Source organism: Candidatus Pelagibacter sp. HIMB1483, from assembly GCF_052048135.1.
In the GTDB taxonomy this organism is placed as follows: Bacteria; Pseudomonadota; Alphaproteobacteria; order Pelagibacterales; family Pelagibacteraceae; genus Pelagibacter.
The window spans coordinates 953,715-970,841 of record NZ_JBNAIM010000002.1 but is presented as its reverse complement, the minus strand read 5'-3'; the positions used below and the strand labels follow the sequence as shown (position 1 = coordinate 970,841).

The window sequence follows — 17,127 nt, the reverse complement described above, 5'->3', positions numbered from 1 at the left end:
AATGATTTTAAGATTTCTAGAAAAAATTGGAAGAAAGAAAATAGTTTTAGATAGAGGACCCTCGCACCCTAAATATAGTGAGGCAAAACCTTGGATGAACAGATATTATGTGCTTTTTAGACATCGTCCCAAATGGTTTCCATTCAACATATTAATTCATGAAATGTTAGCAGACGATCATGGTGAAGGAGTTCATAACCATTTATGTCCCTATATAACTATCATTGTAAGAGGAGGATATTGGGAAACTACAGTTAAGGGAAAGTTTTGGAGAAAGCCAGGATATATTGGTTTTAGATCAGCAAATTCATATCACAGAGTTGATTTAAAAGAGGGAACAAAACCAATGACTATTTTTATACCAGGACCTTTTGGATTAAGAAAAGGACCAAGATCAGAATATGGTGTTGATTTTAAAACTAAAAAAAATTGATGCTTAAAAATTTTCAAGAGAACTTTATTAAATATTGCAACTCTGAAAATTTTGAAATTAATCAAAGTCAAATTGCAGTAATAAAAAAACTTGAGAACTTTTATAAAAATAATTTTAAATCAATCATTTCTAATTTTTTTTCAAAAGAATATACCCAAAAAAGTTTTTATTTATATGGAGATGTTGGTGTTGGAAAAACTATGATTTTGAATTTTTTTTATAATCAAATTAAAGAAAAAAAGTTAAGACTTCACTTTAATGAATTTATGTTAAATTTTCATGATTTTGTTCATGAACAAAAAAGTAAACAAGAAGAAAATATAATTAATTTATTTGTAAAAAATTTAAAATCAAAAGCTTCTTTAATATATTTTGATGAATTTCAAGTAACAAATATTGTTGATGCAATGATATTAGGAAGGTTATTTGAAAATATTTTTAAAGAAAATATTAAATTAGTTCTGACTTCAAATATCAAAATATCAGATTTATACAAAGATGGTCTTCAAAGAGACCAGTTTAAACCGTTCATTAAAATTATGGAAAATAGATCTATTGAACATAAATTAATGATTGATGATGATTATAGAAAAGCACAAGAAAGTGACAAACAAAGATATTTCTTTCCATTAAATCAGGAGAGCAATTTTAAGATAAATAAATTTTTTAGAACAATTACGAAAAACAAAAAAGGGGATTCAAAGATCTTGAATATTAAAGGTAGAGTTTTAGAAATAAAAGATTTTTATGAAGGTATTTCTAGATTTGATTTTCAAGAATTATGTGATCAAAATTTAGGATCTGAGGATTATTTAGAAATTGCCAAAAATTCTAACTTTATTGTAATTGAGAATATACCTATATTTAATGATATAAATTCAAACCAACAATCAAGGTTTATCACTTTACTCGATGTTATATATGATAAAGATATTCCGATAGCAGTAACTGCTAATCAAAGTTTGAAACAACTTTCTTCTTCGAGATCTTTGGAAAGTCAATTTAAACGAACTATTAGTAGACTACATGAATTAACTTCAAAGGATTACCAGTAATGAAACAAGAATTTTACAATCTTCAAATTAATACAGATGGTCAAAAATTATATGAATTTACAAATCAAACAATTGAATGGATACAAAAAAATAGATTTAAAAATGGTATGGTTAATTTGAGTATTCAACATACAAGTGCATCTTTAATCATCCAAGAAAATGCCGATCCAGATGTTCAAACTGATTTATTAAAGTATTTCGATAATTTAGCTCCAATGAATAATAAATTGTATACTCATACTACAGAAGGAAAAGATGATATGCCTGCTCATATAAAATCAGCATTAACAAACAATCAAATTTCTTTAAGTATTAAGAGTGGTAAATTATTACTAGGAACATGGCAGGGGATATATTTGTTTGAACATAGATTAAATCCACAATCGAGAACTATTATTCATCATTTTATGGGAGAGGTTTAATTTTTTTTCAAACTTTGAAAAGCACTTAATGCTGAGGCTCTTGCCTCTTCATGTATTACAATTGGTTTTGGATAATCTTTTCCAATAAAAGTATTAATTGCTTGTTGGTATTTTAATTCCATTTCCCAAGGTTTGTGAATAAATTTTGAAGGTACTTTATTTAATTCTGGCACCCACTTTTTAACATACAAACCTTCCTTATCAAATTTTTCACCCTGAAGAATTGGATTGAATATTCTAAAATAAGGAGCAGCATCTGCACCACAACCAGCGACCCATTGCCATTGAGCTATATTATTTGCTTTGTTAAAATCTAATAAACAATTTCTGAAGTGTTTTTCACCTTCAGTCCAATTAATTCTTAAATGTTTGACCAAAAATGACCCTACAACCATTCTTATTCTGTTGTGCATCCAACCAGTTTCATAAAGTTCTCTCATACCAGCATCAACAATTGGATATCCAGTCATTCCATTTTTCCAAGCCTTGAGAAATTTTTCATTTTTAACCCATGGGAATTTATTAAATTCTTTTCGAAAATTACCTTTTAAAAATTCTGGGAAATAGTTAATTAAACTATGAGAAAATTCTCTCCATCCTAATTCATTAATATATTTTCTGTAGCCAATACCTTTTGATTTAACTTCATTACATTTTTTCCATATAGTTCCAACATGTATTTGACCAAATTTTATATAAGGAGACAATTTTGAAGTACCTTCTATAGATGGTATATCTCTAGCAGTACCATAATCCTTAATTTTATTTTCTATCAGTTCTTTTAATATTTTTTTTGAATTATTTTCTGAAACATTCCAATATTTTTCAAATTTTTTATGCCAATTTTTTTTTGGCAATATTTCATTTGAGGTAATTGAATTTTTGAAAAATGATTTTATTTTAGATTTTTTCTTAATCATATAATTTTTACTAGGGGGTAGACTTAAATAAATTTTTTCAGCAGTTCTCCAAAAAGGTGTAAATACTTTAAATGGAGTTTTGTCATTCTTAGTTACTTCTTGAAATTCATTTAAAATATTACCTTTAAAATATTTAAAATTGATGTCATTTTTAATCAAAATATCTCTTATCTTTTTACCTTTTGCAATAACATCAGGTTCATAAATCTTATTCCAATAAATTGAAACATTGTCTTTTTTTTTTATTTTTGAAAAAATATCTAATTCATCCCCTTTTATAATTTGAAGATTGATTTGATAATTTAATAAGTCTTCTTTAAAACTTTTAAGAGATTTTGATAACCACCATTTTTGAGCTTCTCTTTGATTGTCATAATCGTTGTTATTATAAATAAAAAAAGCTATTACATTTTGATGATTTTGTGTTGCGTATGAGAGGGCAGCGTTGTTCTCTAATCTAAAATCCTCTCTTATCCAAACTAAACCAGTGTCTGACATAATCTAATTTTCATTAACTAATTTTTTATACATTTCTTGATCAGTGTCTCCCTCACATCCAATAATCAAAACATTTGAATTTGAGTTAAGATCAAGATCTTTTTTGATTTTTTGATCTTCACAACTAGCAATTAAACTAATTACTCCAGGAGCTGAGTTTTCTCCTGCAATAATTTTTTCCTCACTAAAGCTTGCGTTTCCTAGTAGTTTCATAGTTTTTGCAATATCATCATCAGGCAAAGAAATACAATACCTAACTGAGTTTTTGAGAATTTCCCATGGGACTAATGATACTTCTCCACAAGACATACCACCCATCAAACTTTCCCTTTTTATGTCTATTTTTTCAATCTTTTCTGATTTGATACTTTCTAAAACACAAGCAGCACTATCTGGTTCCACAATAATGGTTATTGGTATATTTGTTAAGTATCTTGCAATACCTGCAATCATTGCTCCAGCCATTCCTCCAACTCCTGCTTGTAAAATTATATGAGTGATTTCATTATTATCTAGCTGATCAACTATTTCTTTCATCATTACCGAATATCCAGCCATAGTATATTTTGGTACTAATAAATAATTATCCCAAGCAACATCTTGAACTATTTGCCAGCCATTTTCTGTTGATTGTTTGATACATTCAATCAATGAGTTTTCATAATTTCCTTTGACTTTAATTACCTCAGCACCTAGGTTTGCCATTGCTTGTCCTCTAGCATCACTTACAAATTCACTAATAAAAATTTTACATTTAAGACCAAGTCTCTTTGCACCCCAAGCAACTGATCTTCCATGATTACCAGCTGTTGCTGTTGAAACAACTATATTCTTATTGCCTTTTGAGATCTTTTCTACAGCATATGCACCACCTAGAGCTTTAAAAGATTTTAAATCAAATCTTTTACTCTCATCTTTGTAAAAAATTTTGTTAAGATTTAATTCTTGAGATAATTTGTTCAAATTAATTAATGGAGTAGGTGAGTAATCATCCCATTCTTTTATACTTAAATATGCATCATCAATTTCTTTTTTTGAGAGTGATTTAAAAATTTGATCTTTTTCAAATGAATAGTTTTTATTAGCAATAAATTCAGAATATTTCCAAAGATGACCATTAGATAGAATTGTCATATTCTAACAGTCTAAAGTATTATCTCTTTCCCACTTAGTAATAGCTTTTGTTTTATCGAAGTTTTCTTTTTGATTAAATTCTTTTATTTCAGAATTTCTTAATTTTAAATAGCTATTAACAACATTTTGTCCAAAAGCTTCATTCATATCATTATTATTTTTTAATTTTTCAAGAGATTGTGAAAGTTCATCAGGTAATTTTGGAAGATCAGGATATTTTTCATAATCTTCATACATATTACAATTTAATGGTTTTCCAGGATTAATTTTATTATTTAAACCGTCTAAGCCCGCAGCCAAAACACTTGCTTGTAATAAATATGGATTTGCAGATCCATCCATTAATCTTAACTCAAATCTTCCTGGATCAGGAATTCTAATCATATGAGTTCTATTATTACCAGTGTATGAAATACTACTTGGTGACCAAGAAGCCCCAGATTTAGTTGGAGGTGCATTAATTCTTCTATAACTATTTATTGTTGGATTAAAAAAAGCTGATAGTGAAGATGCGTTTTTAATTACACCTCCTAAAAAATTATATGCCATTTTACTTAAACCTAAATTATCAGATTTATCTAAAAATTTATTTTTTTTTCCATCCCACACAGAGATGTGTGCATGACATCCATTTCCTGTTAAATTCTCAAAAGGCTTTGGCATAAATGTAGCCCTTAATCCATGCTTCTCTGCAATAGTCTTAACCATAAATTTAAAAAAAGCATGTCTATCTGCAGTCACTAAACAGTCTGCGTAATCCCAATTCATTTCAAATTGACCATTTGCATCTTCATGATCATTTTGATAGGGACCCCATCCCATTTCAATCATACAATCACAAATTTCTTTTATTAAGTCATATCTTCTCATTAAAGCTGATTGATCATAACAAGGTTTTGATTGAGTATCTCTAGGGTCAGCTATTGAATTTCCATCTGGTGAAATTAGAAAATACTCACACTCAACACCTGATTTCATCGTTAAACCTTTTTTTCCTAATTTTTTAATTTGTTTTTTAAGCATAATTCTTGGCGAAGCTTCGACTGGTTTTCCATTCATCCAAAGATCAGAGGCTAACCAACCAACCTCTTTATTCCACGGCAATTGAATTAAACTATCTGGATCTGGAACTCCAAACATATCTGCATCTGCAGGTGTCATATCTAACCATGCTGCAAATCCAGCAAATCCTGCTCCTGTTTCTTGCATTTCTTTAATTGCATGAGCTGGAACTAATTTTGATCTAAGCACTCCAAATAAATCAACAAAACTTATTAAAAAGTATTTTATTTTTTTTTCTTTAGCAATTTTGAATAAATTTTTAGGCATAAATTAAATTAACATAGTTATTTAAAAAAAGAAAAAATTGTTTCTTTATAATAAATTAAGTTAACCACTATAATTACTATTATAGCAAGTATTACTCCGTATTTTGCTTTTGGAAAAGCTACACCTCGCATTTTGCTTGGTCTTAATTCTTCATTATTATTTTCTTCAGACATTTTATGATCTAATTAAAAAAGGGCACCACAATTAAGTGGCGCCCAAATTTTTATTTTTTAATTACCACTCAGCAATATTGCTTCTATGGTCATTAGCTCCATGTCTCTTTCTCGATAATCTTTCAAGCTCTTCACTTTCAGATCTCGCAGTTAAAACATGCCAGCCTATCCATAAAACAAAACCAAGGATAACTAGTAGTGTTTCACTTGAACCAGCACCAGGATAAATAGCACCTGCAACTTCTTCTGCAGGTTTATTTAGGTGATCGATCCAGTTTGTAACTGTAGCCATATTTTATCTCCTTTACCTGGTTGCGGATGAAACTGCTCTTTCATCTTTTTTAGCAGATTCCATCATTTCATAGTCAAGTCCAGCTATCTCAACTTCACGTGGGATTCTTAGTTTACCCATTCCATGAAGTATTTTAGCTATGACATAACCTGGTATTAGTCCAAGAACTACGAACATTATTAATGCTCCTAAGAACTGTCCTAATGGGTTAATTGTAGCATAAGTTGTTCCGTCCCACATAGCGCCAACACTGTAACCAGATGATGGATAGCCATTTAGAACAAAACCACAAATTACTAGACCAATAAATCCAGCATAACCATGTACTGCAACTGCACCAACTGCATCATCAATTTTGAACTTACGCTCAACCCAGTAATGTAGTTTGTATGAAATCACAACACCGATCATACCTATGATCATTGCTTGAATTGGATGATATAAATCATTTCCAGCTGAAGCACATATGATACCTGCTAGTCCACTAGAGTATGTCCAGAAAGGATCACCTTTAGCAATCCAATATCCAGCTAATAATCCTCCTGATAATGACATCAAGAAGTTAAAAGTAATACCACTAAGCGTAGTAGGGGTTACGTATATGTTCGTAGCTGTCCAATAACTTATGCCTTCCATACCGTATTCGGGTCCAAGATCAAAGATTGGTATATTACACGCTGCGTAGAAGCCCCAGAAACCAGTATAAATTAAAAATAATCCAACTGTAACTAACCAAGGATTTCTTGGTCCAATGTTTCTTGGTTCACCGCTAGATGAAAATTTTCCAATTCTTGGTCCTAAAACCATAAGAACACCTAAAGCAAATCCACCCGCAATCGCGTGAATTACTCCTGATGCATAAGCATCATGATATCCTAATAGTTTAAGCATCCAGCCGTCAAAGTGCCATCCCCAAGCAGCATCGATTGTCCAGAACACTGAACCGATTGCAATTGCTAAAATTCCAAATGCAAAAGTTGTAATTCTTTCAATGATTGCTCCTGAAACGATGGAAGCAGCTGTCCAAGAGAATAAAAGGAATGCAGCCCAGAAAACCCCTGAAATGTGGTCTCCTAAGTTTACAGCCATTAAATCACTTGTTGCTTTATACCAAGTAGCACTAAATGCAGAATCATCTGTAATTAGAGCCGTACTTTCATTCATTATTGATGGTGCTAATCCCGGTCCTGTTGGGAAAGCCCAATAAATCCACCAACCAAATAAAAACCACGTTACTGTTACCAATGGTATCAACATTGTATTTTTCATAAGAGTATGTTGGTGATGTTTGTATCGAGAAGCTCCAACTTCATACATACAGAAACCGACGTGAATTAAAAACATCAATACTACCGTTACCCAGTAGTAAAATTCTGTAAATATGGTTGTAAGAGCACCTAACTGATCAGTCATATTCTCTCTCCATATTAGTTTAAGAAACCCTATAAAATTTCAGAGGGTGTGACAAATGAAACAATCTAATAAAACCTAGTAACTACAATATTTTTGAAAAAAAAATCAACTTTTGATTGAGTAATTAAAATTTTAGGTATGCTTTTTTTAAATCAACAAGAGGATGCTTTGGAGACATCTGAAATTTTACCAGAAGTTCTCTTGCTATCATGTCTCTATCTTGTTGGTTATTTGGTAGCTTAATTGATTTAGGAATTGTAACCCAGCCATTTGCATTTCTACAAAATACAGCTGGTCTACCTTCTTCATATCCCATATGAACATCTTCTAACCAATTTAAATCATCCCATCCCATTGCTTCAATATATTTTTTTAGAAAAGGAGTTAACTTACTGTAGTCTGGAAGAAGATTAACATCATATCTATAACCAATAGACTGACCAATCATTTTTTCTCTAGCTGTTTCTTTTTTCTTTCCTAGCTGCTGGTCTTTTACAACAACTGATTTTGAAATTTTCTTTTTATTTTTTTTCTTAGCCATATTTACCTCTAAATTTTATGAAAGTTGTCTACTCCCACGGTATAATTAGTTCCCGCTAAAGGCACTTTAGCCAATGCTGAAGCTTCAGAAGTTAATGCTGCTAAATCTTCAGGCTCTAGAGAATGAATATTTGTTTTACCACATGCTCTAGCTAATAATTGAGCTTCAAGCGTCATTGAATGAAGATAGTTATAAACTCTTAAGGCAGCATCATCAGGATTTAATCTAGCTCTTAGTTTAGGATCTTGTGTTGCAACACCAACTGGACATCTACCAGTATGACAATGGTAACATTCACCTGCTTTTACACCCATTTCTTTTTCAAAATTTGCTTCTGGAATGTCTTTATTACAGTTAAGTGCAATCATAGAACCTGTTCCGATTGCAATCGCATCAGCACCTAAAGCTAAAGCTTTTGCCATATCAGCACCATCTCTAACACCACCAGCATAAATTAAAGTAACTTTTCCAGTTTTACCTACATCATCTAAAGCTCTTCGAGCTTCTCTAATTGCTGCTATTCCAGGAATACCTGTGTTTGCAGCAGCTATGTGTGGGCCAGCTCCTGTTGATCCTTCCATACCATCAAGGTAAATTGAATCTGGATCACATTTTGCAGCCATACGAACATCATCATAAACTTTTGATGCACCTAATTTTAATTGAATTGGAACTTTATTTTTTGTTAATTGTCTTAGCTCTTCAACTTTTAAAGCTAAATCATCAGGACCTAGCCAGTCAGGATGTCGAGCTGGAGATCTTTGGTCAATTCCAGAAGGTAACGATCTCATTTCAGCAACTTGGTCAGTAACTTTCTGACCCATTAAGTGACCACCCATTCCTACTTTTTGCCCTTGTCCAATAAAAACTTCTATTCCATCAGCAAGTTGTGCATGATGTGGGTTAAAACCATATCTTGATTGAATACATTGATAGAACCATTTTTCTGAATATCTTCTTTCATCAGGTATCATTCCACCTTCACCTGAGCATGTTGCACTTCCTGCCATTGTTGCACCTCTTGCAAGAGCAGTTTTAGCTTCATATGATAAAGCTCCAAAACTCATACCGGTAATATAAACAGGAATATCTAATTCAATTGGATTTTCACATCTCGGACCGATTACAGTTTTAGTTTCACATTTTTCTCTGTAACCTTCAATTACAAATCTAGTAAGTGTTCCAGGTAAGAAAACTAAATCATCAAATGTTGGAATTTTTTTCATTAATGCCATTCCACGCATTCTGTATCTGCCTAATTGAGATTTTATGTGAATGTCATCAATTACTTCTGGTGTAAAAATTGCATTATACCCTAAAAGACTCTTATTTCTTCCACCCTTATTACTTAAGTGGACATCAGCTTTACCACCAACATTACCGTTGCTTTTTAGTTTACCATTTTTTTTATTTTTTTTCTTTGGCATTAAATTGCTCCTTTTTTCTCAGTAGGTTCTAAGTTATCGTAGTTCCATAATTTTTTACCAGCTACAATTTTTTTCATTTTACTGACGTCAAAATTTTCACCAATTTCAGCAACTTTTAATTTTCTTTTTAACCAATCTTGGTCACTTTTTGTTAATTCAGCGTCTACAGCATCACTACCATAAGAGCCAATTTCTCCACCTACGAAAATTGTCCCATCATACATTGAGTCACCTAGGTTTATTCCAACATCACCTAAAATAATTATTCTTCCTCTTTGCATCATAAAACCAGTAAATGCTCCAGCGTCCCCACCAATAATAATGGTTCCACCTTTCATATCAATCCCAGTTCTAGCACCGACACTTCCTTTACAAATTAAATCTCCACCTCTAATGGCCGCTCCAAAACATGATCCTGCATTTTTTTCAATAACTACTTTACCAGCCATTAAATTTTCAGCACAAGACCAGCCAACTCGACCATTTATTCTTACTATCGGTCCATCACATGATCCCATTCCAAAGTATCCTAAACTTCCCTCAAAAATTAAATTTAGTTTATTTAAAATACCAACTCCCAAACTATGTTTACCTTGAGGATTTTTGATTACTATAGTCCCAAAACCTTGACTCATTAAATTGTCTATTTCTTTATTTGCTTCCGCTGCAGTCATATCTTTAACATCAAGATCAGTTCTCTTATTAAAGTCTACATCATAAGTTCCAAAGTAATAAAAATTTTCAGCTTCATCAGGGTTAAAAAACTTTTGTTGAGTTCTTCCTGTTAAAACCTCTGTATGCATACCCATCGCTTGGGCTTTAGTTTTTTTTGTAACGTTTTTTATATTTGCCATACTTTTACCTCTCCATCGAATGGATCATAAGTATCAATTTCTTGTGGTAAAATTGATCTTATAGCTATTTCTTCTGAGCCCATTGCAACTAAATCATCTGACTCATAAAGAACTAAAGGCTTTGCAGCCATTGTATCTTTTGCCATACCTAATGAGTCTTTAGTAGCAACAAAATAAGTAAAAACACCATCTAAACCTGTAAGAGACTCTTTCATACCTTCTTCTAAAGAAGCTCCATCTCTCATTTTTTCAGCTAAATAAACTGCAATTAGCTCTGAATCGCATTCAGACATAAAACGCATTCCTTTATTTTCTAATGCCCTTCTATTATTCCAATAATTTGTTAACTGACCATTGTGAACAACTGAAACATCGCTAAAAGGGTAACCCCAAAAAGGGTGAGCTGATTTAATATCTACACCAGATTCTGTCGCCATTCTAGCATGACCAATTGCATGTGTGCCAACAACTTTATCTAAATTGTATCTATCACAAACCATCTTAGCATTTCCAAGATCTTTTATTACCTCTAATGATTTACCCATAGAAAGAATTTCAACGCCAGGAATACTTTCAATTTTTTGTGAAAATTCCAATAAATCTTTTTTATTGTATTCAATTTCATATCTTAGAGAATATGGAAGAATTCTCTCTTCTTTGATAATTTTTGCTCCCATTTCACTAAGGTAACTATCTACTGTTTTTTTTCTTTCATCATAAACAGAAATATCCTCAGCAACCGAAGTGCTTCCCTCACCAACGTTTTCACCAACTTTGAATCTCATAATGAAATTTTTTCCATCGGTATCTCCATATAAAGCGTAACCTGTAGAATCCTCACCTCTATGCTTTAAAGCTTGTAACATTCCTTGAAGCTCATGACCAACTTTTGAAGATTTTCCTCTATGAATTAATCCTGCTATTCCGCACATATACTTTCCTCTCTATGTAATTATTATGGTAAGCAATCTAAATATGTATCTAGATCCCATTGAGTTGTTGCTCCTAAAAATCTTTCCCACTCATCATTTTTATACCAGTGAAAAACTTTATACATCTCGTCAGGCATTGCAGATTTGATCACTTCATCCTCTGATAGTCTTTCTAAAGCTTCACCTAAACTTAAAGGAAGTTTTTTAACATCTTTACCTGCTTTTTGAGCTTCATAAATATTTCTAGATTCTGGATCTGCTGGTTTCATTTTATTACTTATTCCATGGTCACAAGCTTTTAATAAAGCTGCACCTAATAAATAAGGATTATGCATAGAGTCTACTGATCTGTATTCAAATCTTCCTGGAGCGGAAACCCTTAATCCACAAGTTCTATTTTGATAACCCCAGTCAGCGTAAACAGGCGCCCAAAACCCTTGATCCCATAATCTTCTATAAGAGTTAACAGTCGAAGAACCTAAAGCTGTAAGTGCTGGTAAGTGTTCCATTATACCAGCAATTGATTGTAATCCTATTTTACCTGGTAATTGCATATCTTTTGTGTCAGGCATAAAAGTATTTGTTCCACCTTCAACATAACCAAATACCTCTTCAACAGCAGGTAATGTTTTATGTCCAAGTTTGTTAGTTTTGACTTTTCCACCTTTCCATAAAGACATATTAGTATGACAGCCACTCGCTGACACACCCATAAAAGGTTTAGTCATAAAACATGCAATTAAGTTATGTTCTCTTGCAACTTGTGCACAAATTTGTCTATAAGTTGATAATCTATCAGCGTTTCTTAAAACATTATCGTAAGTCCAGTTTAACTCTAATTGACCTGGAGCATCTTCATGGTCACCTTGAATCATATCTAAACCCATAGCTTTTGAATACTCAATAACTTTCATAAAAACGGGTCTTAAAGATTCAAATTGATCAATGTGATAACAGAAAGGTTTAGAAAAACCTTTTCCAGTAGGAGTTCCATCTTCATTTTTTGTAAGCCACATCATTTCAGGCTCTGTTCCAACTCTTAATTCAAGTCCATGTTTTTTTTCAAATTCTTCCATGAAAATTCTTAAATTACCTCTACAGTCAGAAGTTAAATGTCCACCTGGATTTTGTCTTTCTTCTCTATTTCTAAAACATGTTACAAATACTCTTCCAACTCTTTTATCCCAAGGTAATTGGCAAAAAGTTTCTGGATCAGGGATACCAACTAGTTCCATGGCTTCTGGCCCGTATCCAATGTAATTATTATGACGATCTAAAAATAAGTTTGCTGTTGCTCCATAAACTAATTGAAAACCCTTTTCTGCAGTTCTTTCCCAGTGATCTGCTGGAATTCCTTTTCCAACAACTCTACCTGTTACAGAAATAAATTGGTAATAAATATAAGTTATTCCTAACTCATTAATTTTTTCTCTAACTTTTTTTACTAATTTGTCTCTTCCCGGACGGTTAACGTGTTTTTCTAGATCAGTCATTTTCCCCTCAATGAATTATATTTATTCAAACGTAGCTGAAAATTTTATTTGTGTCTAGGCTTGAAGTTTAACTCCAAGGGAACGGACTGTTCGAAGTAGGGTGAAGTTCTCCCTTCTCGTAACGGTTGAATCTAAACGGTTTCAATAAATCACTTTCAGTACCAAGAATTTCTTTTGCCACAAGTTCTCCAACTCCAATCATTTTATATCCGTGATTTGCATCTGCAATCATATAAACGTTTTCAAAAAATCTATCGAAAATTGGAAATGAGTCTGGAGTCATACATCCAAGACCACCTGAAGGACCTTTTCTATATAAATCTGATTTTCCCTCAAATCTTTTTTGGCAGTGTGCTAAAGCTGAACACCACATTTCGCTAAAAGCATCTGTTGTTTGATACTCAGGTGACTCAATTCCATAAGGGTCAACATTTACTTCATCAAAATGTTTTTTAACAATGTAAGGAGATGTTCCACCCTGAACACCTAAACCTTCAATATCTGGCTTGTAATAAATTCCCCAAATTTTATCTGTAATTAATTTTTTTGTTTTATCTGAATATAATGGAGCTGTAGAGTCAACGTGAACTACAGGTGGTTGTTTACCATCATTTGTTTTTAAAAAATCTGGCTCTACTCCTATAACTCCTTCTTGTAACATCCAGTAAGTCCACATATCAGTAACATGCATCTTCCCATCTTTACCTTTAATGTTTGCAGTTTTAGGTAATTCCAACATGTTCCAGAAATCTCTTGCCCATGGTCCTGCTCCAATAACTACTTGTTCGCAGTCAATTGTACCTTTATCAGTTTCTACACCTGTTACTGCTTTACTATTACTTCCTCTTTTAAAACCTGTAACTTTTACGCCCTTCATAACCTGAACACCATTCGAAGTAGATTTATTTTCAAGAGCTTTTATTGAGTCTTTGTTAAATGCATATCCACCTTTTTTCTCGTGAAGAATAGATGTAATACCCTGTGCTTGCCAATCATCGAAAATACCTTTCATATAATTAGCACAATCTTTTTCACCTTCTATAAATGTAGACTCGTATCCAATTGCTTTTTGTTGTTTATAAATGCTAGCAACATCTTCATGCATTACTTCAGGTGAAATTTGTAAATAACCAACTGGGTTGTATTTAAATGCTTTTGGATCACTTTCCCAAACAGAAACTGAATGAGCCATTAATTCTCTCATTGCTGGTTGGAAGTAATTATTTCTAACTACACCACAAGCTATTCCGCTTGCTCCAGCAGCAGTGTCTTTTTTTTCTAAAACTACTATGTCACCAGGATTTTTATAAGTTTCTGATAATTTCCAAGCAGTGCTTAATCCGTGGATCCCTCCACCAATTATAACTACTTTTGCTTTTGTCGGTAATGACATATTTACATCTTTATTTTTCGTGCGACGTAAATATATAATTTTTTATATATATAAAATTTATAAGTAATTAATTGCTTTTTCTTTAGAAGCTAAGATTTTTTAATGTTTCTAGATATCTATTAAACTCTTCAATAAAAGACTCACTTGGTTTGATATGTTTTTTTCTTTGATCACCTGAAGTTTTTTCTAAGAAAAAAAAACCCTTTTCACAGGCCTCATTAATCATCAAAGCAGACTTCGGTCGAGATGTTTTAAACAATTTTGTCTTTAGTTCCTCAACTGTTAAATTCTCTTTATATTTATATGCATGCATAACTAGAAGCATCATGTGATAATGTGAAGGAGACTTTCTAAAAAAATAATTTGAAGATGTATGAGAAAGTTTCATTTGATCTTCCCAGAATTCTAATAAATCTTTAGCTGTTTTAGTCATTACGATCTAACTCTTGTCTTCTTCGGATCAAAATGTGGAAATGGCACGACTTTAGCGGTAATTCTTTTTTGATGACCATCAATTTTTCCAACTTCAACTTCTGTTCCAGGTTCAGAATATTGAGTATCTATTCTGCACAGAGCTATATTTTTATTAAGAGTTGTTGATAAACAACCACTAGTCACTATTCCAACTTGTGATCTTCCAACATGCACACAATCACCATGACCAGCATGTTCTTTTCCAATAAGCTCTAAACCAACAAGTTTTTTTTGTGGATTTGCTTTTCTTTCTTTAAGAATTTCTTTTCCTATAAAATCTTCCTCCTTAGTTTTAAGTGGAACTGCAAAACCAATCCCCGCTTCAAATGGATCTTGTTGACCATCAAATTCATTACCAAATAAAATTAAACCTGCCTCGATCCTTAATTTATCTAAAGCGGCAAATCCTGCAGGAATTAAACCGTGATCTTTTCCAGCTTCCATAAGTTTATCCCATACCTCGGGGGCATGTTTAGGATGACACCAGACTTCGTAACCAAGTTCACCAGTATAACCTGTTCTTGAAACAATTAGTGGAATACCTTGAAGTTCCTCAACTCTGCAAATTGTAAACCTAAACCATTCTAATTCATCTATCGATGGTTGAGTGGGAGGAGTAAAAATTAATTTTTTTAAAATTTCTCTACTTTTGGGTCCTTGAATAGAAACGTTACTAATTTGATCTGTTGAGTTTTTTACATTTACCTTAAAGTTTTTTTTCTTAGCTACTTCTTTTAACCATTCTCCAGCATATTCGTCTCCACAAATCCATCTAAAACCAGTTTCACTTAATCTTAATAATGTACCATCATCAAACATCATTCCATTTTCATAACACATTGCAGAATATACAACTTGACCAACAGAAAGTTTTTTAATGTTTCTTGTTAATGTATAATTCATTAACTCTTCAGCATCTGGTCCAATAATTTCAAATTTTCTTAAAGAAGATAAATCAATTAAGACAGCATTTTCTCTACACGCATTATATTCTTCAACTACACCATGTTTAGTGTAATCATTTGGTAACCAAAAACCTCGAGCGTCAATAAAATTTCTAGTTAATTTTGAGGTTCTTTCATAAAAACCAGAATTTCTAGTAAGTTTTTTTTCTGAGTCTGTTTTCATTCTAAAAGCAAATGATTTTGAAAATTCTTTTTTTTTGTCATAAGTTCTAACAAAAATATCAGTTGGATTCCATGAATTACATGCATCAATATCACTTGGACATGCGGTAGTCCCAATGGTTAAATCTTTTAAAGCTCTAAACATTACATAATCTCCAGGTCTTGCAAATGATTCATCTGAGATAACAGAGTTTAAGCCTGTAGACGAAGTATTAAAAAATAAGTTAATTGCTTGCCATCCTTTTTGTTTTTGGACGCCATATTTTTCCATTGAGTTGTTAAGATTGTCAGAACAATTTGGATGACCAAAATAACCTGCATCTTCGTAATATTTTGAAGTACAAGCTAAGTTAAAAGTATCATGTTTGCCAACTGTATCTCTAATAACTTCTACTAATGGCTCATGATCAGTGTCATAAAATTTTGAAAACAATCCTGGTCCTGGGAATGTATTACCCATGAAAGTTCTTGTTGTTTGCCAATCAAGACCTTTTTCAATTTTTTTATCGAGCTTTTTTGTGTCAAATGCCACAAAATCCGAACATTGTCTTCCTGCTGGACTTATAACTTGAATATAATCACCTTCTTTTACTTGAAAAGAGATTGCAGTTTCTCTGTCAATATTCTTTTCGTAATTGGGTTCATAAACAGGATCAGGTATAATCGATAACTCTTTATCATTAACAATTTTTGCTCTTTTTATAAATATTGTTAAATCGCTTGAAGGATTTTGTTCACTCACTAACATATCATTTTGTGGAGCTGAAAAAATTACGTAGCATTTATCTTTTGATTTAATTTTTATTTTTTCTCCACTTGGCGTTTTGTCATCAAAAAGAATAGATGATTTAGATTTATCTATATCCAAATTTCTTTTTTTTAATTGAAGATTTGTGACTAAAGAACTTTCGTCTTTTCTATTAAGTATTTCCTTTATAAAACTTTTTTTACTATTTTCTTTTTGATTTAAAATTCCAAGTTCAGATTTTCCATCTTTATCAAAACAAACTATCTCACAAATTTGATTTCCTTCATCATTAATAATTTCTATTTCATCATCTGGAAAAATTTGCAAACCAGTTAGTCCACCCGCATTTACAACGTGTCTTTCAACTCCAGGTGGTAGCGCATTTAATCCTGGCTCTTTAATATCTAATGTAGTTTGCGACATTTTTTATAATCTATTGTTATATTATATAAATATCTAGTAGTTGACT

At 32.0% G+C, this 17,127-nt stretch carries 17 protein-coding genes; 3 read left to right on the top strand and 14 right to left on the bottom strand.

Annotation, left to right across the window (positions count from 1 at the left end; all coding sequences use genetic code 11):
• Nucleotide 1: 1 nt before the first annotated feature.
• The 3 genes from ACTTAV_RS05935 to ACTTAV_RS05925 are packed head-to-tail and all read left to right on the top strand — an operon-like array spanning nt 2 to nt 1,910.
• Nucleotides 2–433, top strand: a complete 432-nt coding sequence (locus ACTTAV_RS05935; RefSeq protein ID WP_440670874.1) for a hypothetical protein — start codon at nt 2–4, stop codon at nt 431–433.
• Nucleotides 433–1,488: a cell division protein ZapE gene (zapE, locus tag ACTTAV_RS05930; protein ID WP_440670873.1), complete on the top strand. Its 1,056-nt coding sequence runs from the start codon at nt 433–435 to the stop codon at nt 1,486–1,488. Before ACTTAV_RS05935 ends, zapE begins: the two co-directional genes overlap by 1 nt.
• Entirely contained in the window at nt 1,488–1,910 is a 423-nt protein-coding gene (locus ACTTAV_RS05925) for a secondary thiamine-phosphate synthase enzyme YjbQ (protein WP_440670871.1), read from the top strand. The genes zapE and ACTTAV_RS05925 overlap by 1 nt, the downstream gene beginning before the upstream one ends.
• Here the strand turns inward: ACTTAV_RS05925 and ACTTAV_RS05920 are convergent.
• From ACTTAV_RS05920 to ACTTAV_RS05855, 14 genes are all read right to left on the bottom strand, one after another.
• A complete protein-coding gene (locus ACTTAV_RS05920; RefSeq protein ID WP_440670870.1) occupies nt 1,907–3,328 on the bottom strand; it encodes a cryptochrome/photolyase family protein in 1,422 nt (473 codons plus the stop codon). The two genes, ACTTAV_RS05925 and ACTTAV_RS05920, sit on opposite strands and share 4 nt — an antisense overlap.
• A 3-nt stretch (nt 3,329–3,331) precedes the next feature.
• Nucleotides 3,332–4,462 (bottom strand): diaminopropionate ammonia-lyase, encoded by a 1,131-nt coding sequence (locus ACTTAV_RS05915; RefSeq protein ID WP_440670868.1) that lies wholly within the window; start codon nt 4,460–4,462, stop codon nt 3,332–3,334.
• A gap of 3 nt (nt 4,463–4,465) precedes the next feature.
• Nucleotides 4,466–5,791 (bottom strand): type III glutamate--ammonia ligase, encoded by a 1,326-nt coding sequence (gene glnT / locus ACTTAV_RS05910; protein ID WP_440670867.1) that lies wholly within the window; start codon nt 5,789–5,791, stop codon nt 4,466–4,468.
• A gap of 17 nt (nt 5,792–5,808) precedes the next feature.
• On the bottom strand, nt 5,809–5,964 hold the full coding sequence (locus ACTTAV_RS05905; protein WP_440670866.1) for a hypothetical protein: 156 nt from the start codon (nt 5,962–5,964) through the stop codon (nt 5,809–5,811).
• Between the two features lie 61 nt (nt 5,965–6,025).
• On the bottom strand, nt 6,026–6,256 hold the full coding sequence (locus ACTTAV_RS05900; RefSeq protein ID WP_440670865.1) for a hypothetical protein: 231 nt from the start codon (nt 6,254–6,256) through the stop codon (nt 6,026–6,028).
• A 12-nt stretch (nt 6,257–6,268) separates the two neighbouring features.
• Nucleotides 6,269–7,669, bottom strand: coding sequence for an ammonium transporter (locus ACTTAV_RS05895; RefSeq protein WP_440670864.1), 1,401 nt, complete (start codon nt 7,667–7,669; stop codon nt 6,269–6,271).
• A gap of 124 nt (nt 7,670–7,793) precedes the next feature.
• Nucleotides 7,794–8,210, bottom strand: a complete 417-nt coding sequence (locus ACTTAV_RS05890) for a hypothetical protein (protein ID WP_440670862.1) — start codon at nt 8,208–8,210, stop codon at nt 7,794–7,796.
• A gap of 8 nt (nt 8,211–8,218) precedes the next feature.
• Nucleotides 8,219–9,637, bottom strand: coding sequence for an FMN-binding glutamate synthase family protein (locus ACTTAV_RS05885; RefSeq protein ID WP_440670860.1), 1,419 nt, complete (start codon nt 9,635–9,637; stop codon nt 8,219–8,221).
• The gene (locus ACTTAV_RS05880) at nt 9,637–10,491 is read right to left on the bottom strand and encodes a GXGXG motif-containing protein (RefSeq protein WP_440670859.1); all 855 of its coding nucleotides are present in this window, start codon (nt 10,489–10,491) and stop codon (nt 9,637–9,639) included. Before ACTTAV_RS05880 ends, ACTTAV_RS05885 begins: the two co-directional genes overlap by 1 nt.
• A complete protein-coding gene (locus ACTTAV_RS05875; protein WP_440670858.1) occupies nt 10,479–11,423 on the bottom strand; it encodes a glutamine amidotransferase in 945 nt (314 codons plus the stop codon). The genes ACTTAV_RS05880 and ACTTAV_RS05875 overlap by 13 nt, the downstream gene beginning before the upstream one ends.
• A 23-nt stretch (nt 11,424–11,446) precedes the next feature.
• The gene (locus ACTTAV_RS05870) at nt 11,447–12,916 is read right to left on the bottom strand and encodes a glutamine synthetase family protein (RefSeq protein ID WP_440670857.1); all 1,470 of its coding nucleotides are present in this window, start codon (nt 12,914–12,916) and stop codon (nt 11,447–11,449) included.
• Nucleotides 12,917–12,983: 67 nt separating this feature from the next.
• Nucleotides 12,984–14,309 carry an NAD(P)/FAD-dependent oxidoreductase gene (locus tag ACTTAV_RS05865; RefSeq protein WP_440670856.1) on the bottom strand — a complete coding sequence of 442 codons (1,326 nt, stop codon included), beginning with the start codon at nt 14,307–14,309 and terminating at the stop codon, nt 12,984–12,986.
• A gap of 82 nt (nt 14,310–14,391) precedes the next feature.
• Complete coding sequence (locus tag ACTTAV_RS05860; RefSeq protein WP_440670855.1) at nt 14,392–14,742, bottom strand: hypothetical protein; 351 nt, start codon at nt 14,740–14,742, stop codon at nt 14,392–14,394.
• Nucleotides 14,742–17,081 carry a DUF1989 domain-containing protein gene (locus ACTTAV_RS05855; protein ID WP_440670854.1) on the bottom strand — a complete coding sequence of 780 codons (2,340 nt, stop codon included), beginning with the start codon at nt 17,079–17,081 and terminating at the stop codon, nt 14,742–14,744. The genes ACTTAV_RS05860 and ACTTAV_RS05855 overlap by 1 nt, the downstream gene beginning before the upstream one ends.
• Nucleotides 17,082–17,127 lie beyond the last annotated feature (46 nt).

Bases quoted from the DNA above. Each gene is read 5' to 3' on its own strand.
- ACTTAV_RS05935 (WP_440670874.1), top strand. From the start codon at position 2: ATGATTTTAAGATTTCTAGAAAAAATTGGAAGAAAGAAAATAGTTTTA.
- zapE (WP_440670873.1), top strand. From the start codon at position 433: ATGCTTAAAAATTTTCAAGAGAACTTTATTAAATATTGCAACTCTGAA.
- ACTTAV_RS05925 (WP_440670871.1), top strand. From the start codon at position 1,488: ATGAAACAAGAATTTTACAATCTTCAAATTAATACAGATGGTCAAAAA.
- ACTTAV_RS05920 (WP_440670870.1), bottom strand. From the start codon at position 3,328: ATGTCAGACACTGGTTTAGTTTGGATAAGAGAGGATTTTAGATTAGAG.
- ACTTAV_RS05915 (WP_440670868.1), bottom strand. From the start codon at position 4,462: ATGACAATTCTATCTAATGGTCATCTTTGGAAATATTCTGAATTTATT.
- glnT (WP_440670867.1), bottom strand. From the start codon at position 5,791: ATGCCTAAAAATTTATTCAAAATTGCTAAAGAAAAAAAAATAAAATAC.
- ACTTAV_RS05905 (WP_440670866.1), bottom strand. From the start codon at position 5,964: ATGTCTGAAGAAAATAATAATGAAGAATTAAGACCAAGCAAAATGCGA.
- ACTTAV_RS05900 (WP_440670865.1), bottom strand. From the start codon at position 6,256: ATGGCTACAGTTACAAACTGGATCGATCACCTAAATAAACCTGCAGAA.
- ACTTAV_RS05895 (WP_440670864.1), bottom strand. From the start codon at position 7,669: ATGACTGATCAGTTAGGTGCTCTTACAACCATATTTACAGAATTTTAC.
- ACTTAV_RS05890 (WP_440670862.1), bottom strand. From the start codon at position 8,210: ATGGCTAAGAAAAAAAATAAAAAGAAAATTTCAAAATCAGTTGTTGTA.
- ACTTAV_RS05885 (WP_440670860.1), bottom strand. From the start codon at position 9,637: ATGCCAAAGAAAAAAAATAAAAAAAATGGTAAACTAAAAAGCAACGGT.
- ACTTAV_RS05880 (WP_440670859.1), bottom strand. From the start codon at position 10,491: ATGGCAAATATAAAAAACGTTACAAAAAAAACTAAAGCCCAAGCGATG.
- ACTTAV_RS05875 (WP_440670858.1), bottom strand. From the start codon at position 11,423: ATGTGCGGAATAGCAGGATTAATTCATAGAGGAAAATCTTCAAAAGTT.
- ACTTAV_RS05870 (WP_440670857.1), bottom strand. From the start codon at position 12,916: ATGACTGATCTAGAAAAACACGTTAACCGTCCGGGAAGAGACAAATTA.
- ACTTAV_RS05865 (WP_440670856.1), bottom strand. From the start codon at position 14,309: ATGTCATTACCGACAAAAGCAAAAGTAGTTATAATTGGTGGAGGGATC.
- ACTTAV_RS05860 (WP_440670855.1), bottom strand. From the start codon at position 14,742: ATGACTAAAACAGCTAAAGATTTATTAGAATTCTGGGAAGATCAAATG.
- ACTTAV_RS05855 (WP_440670854.1), bottom strand. From the start codon at position 17,081: ATGTCGCAAACTACATTAGATATTAAAGAGCCAGGATTAAATGCGCTA.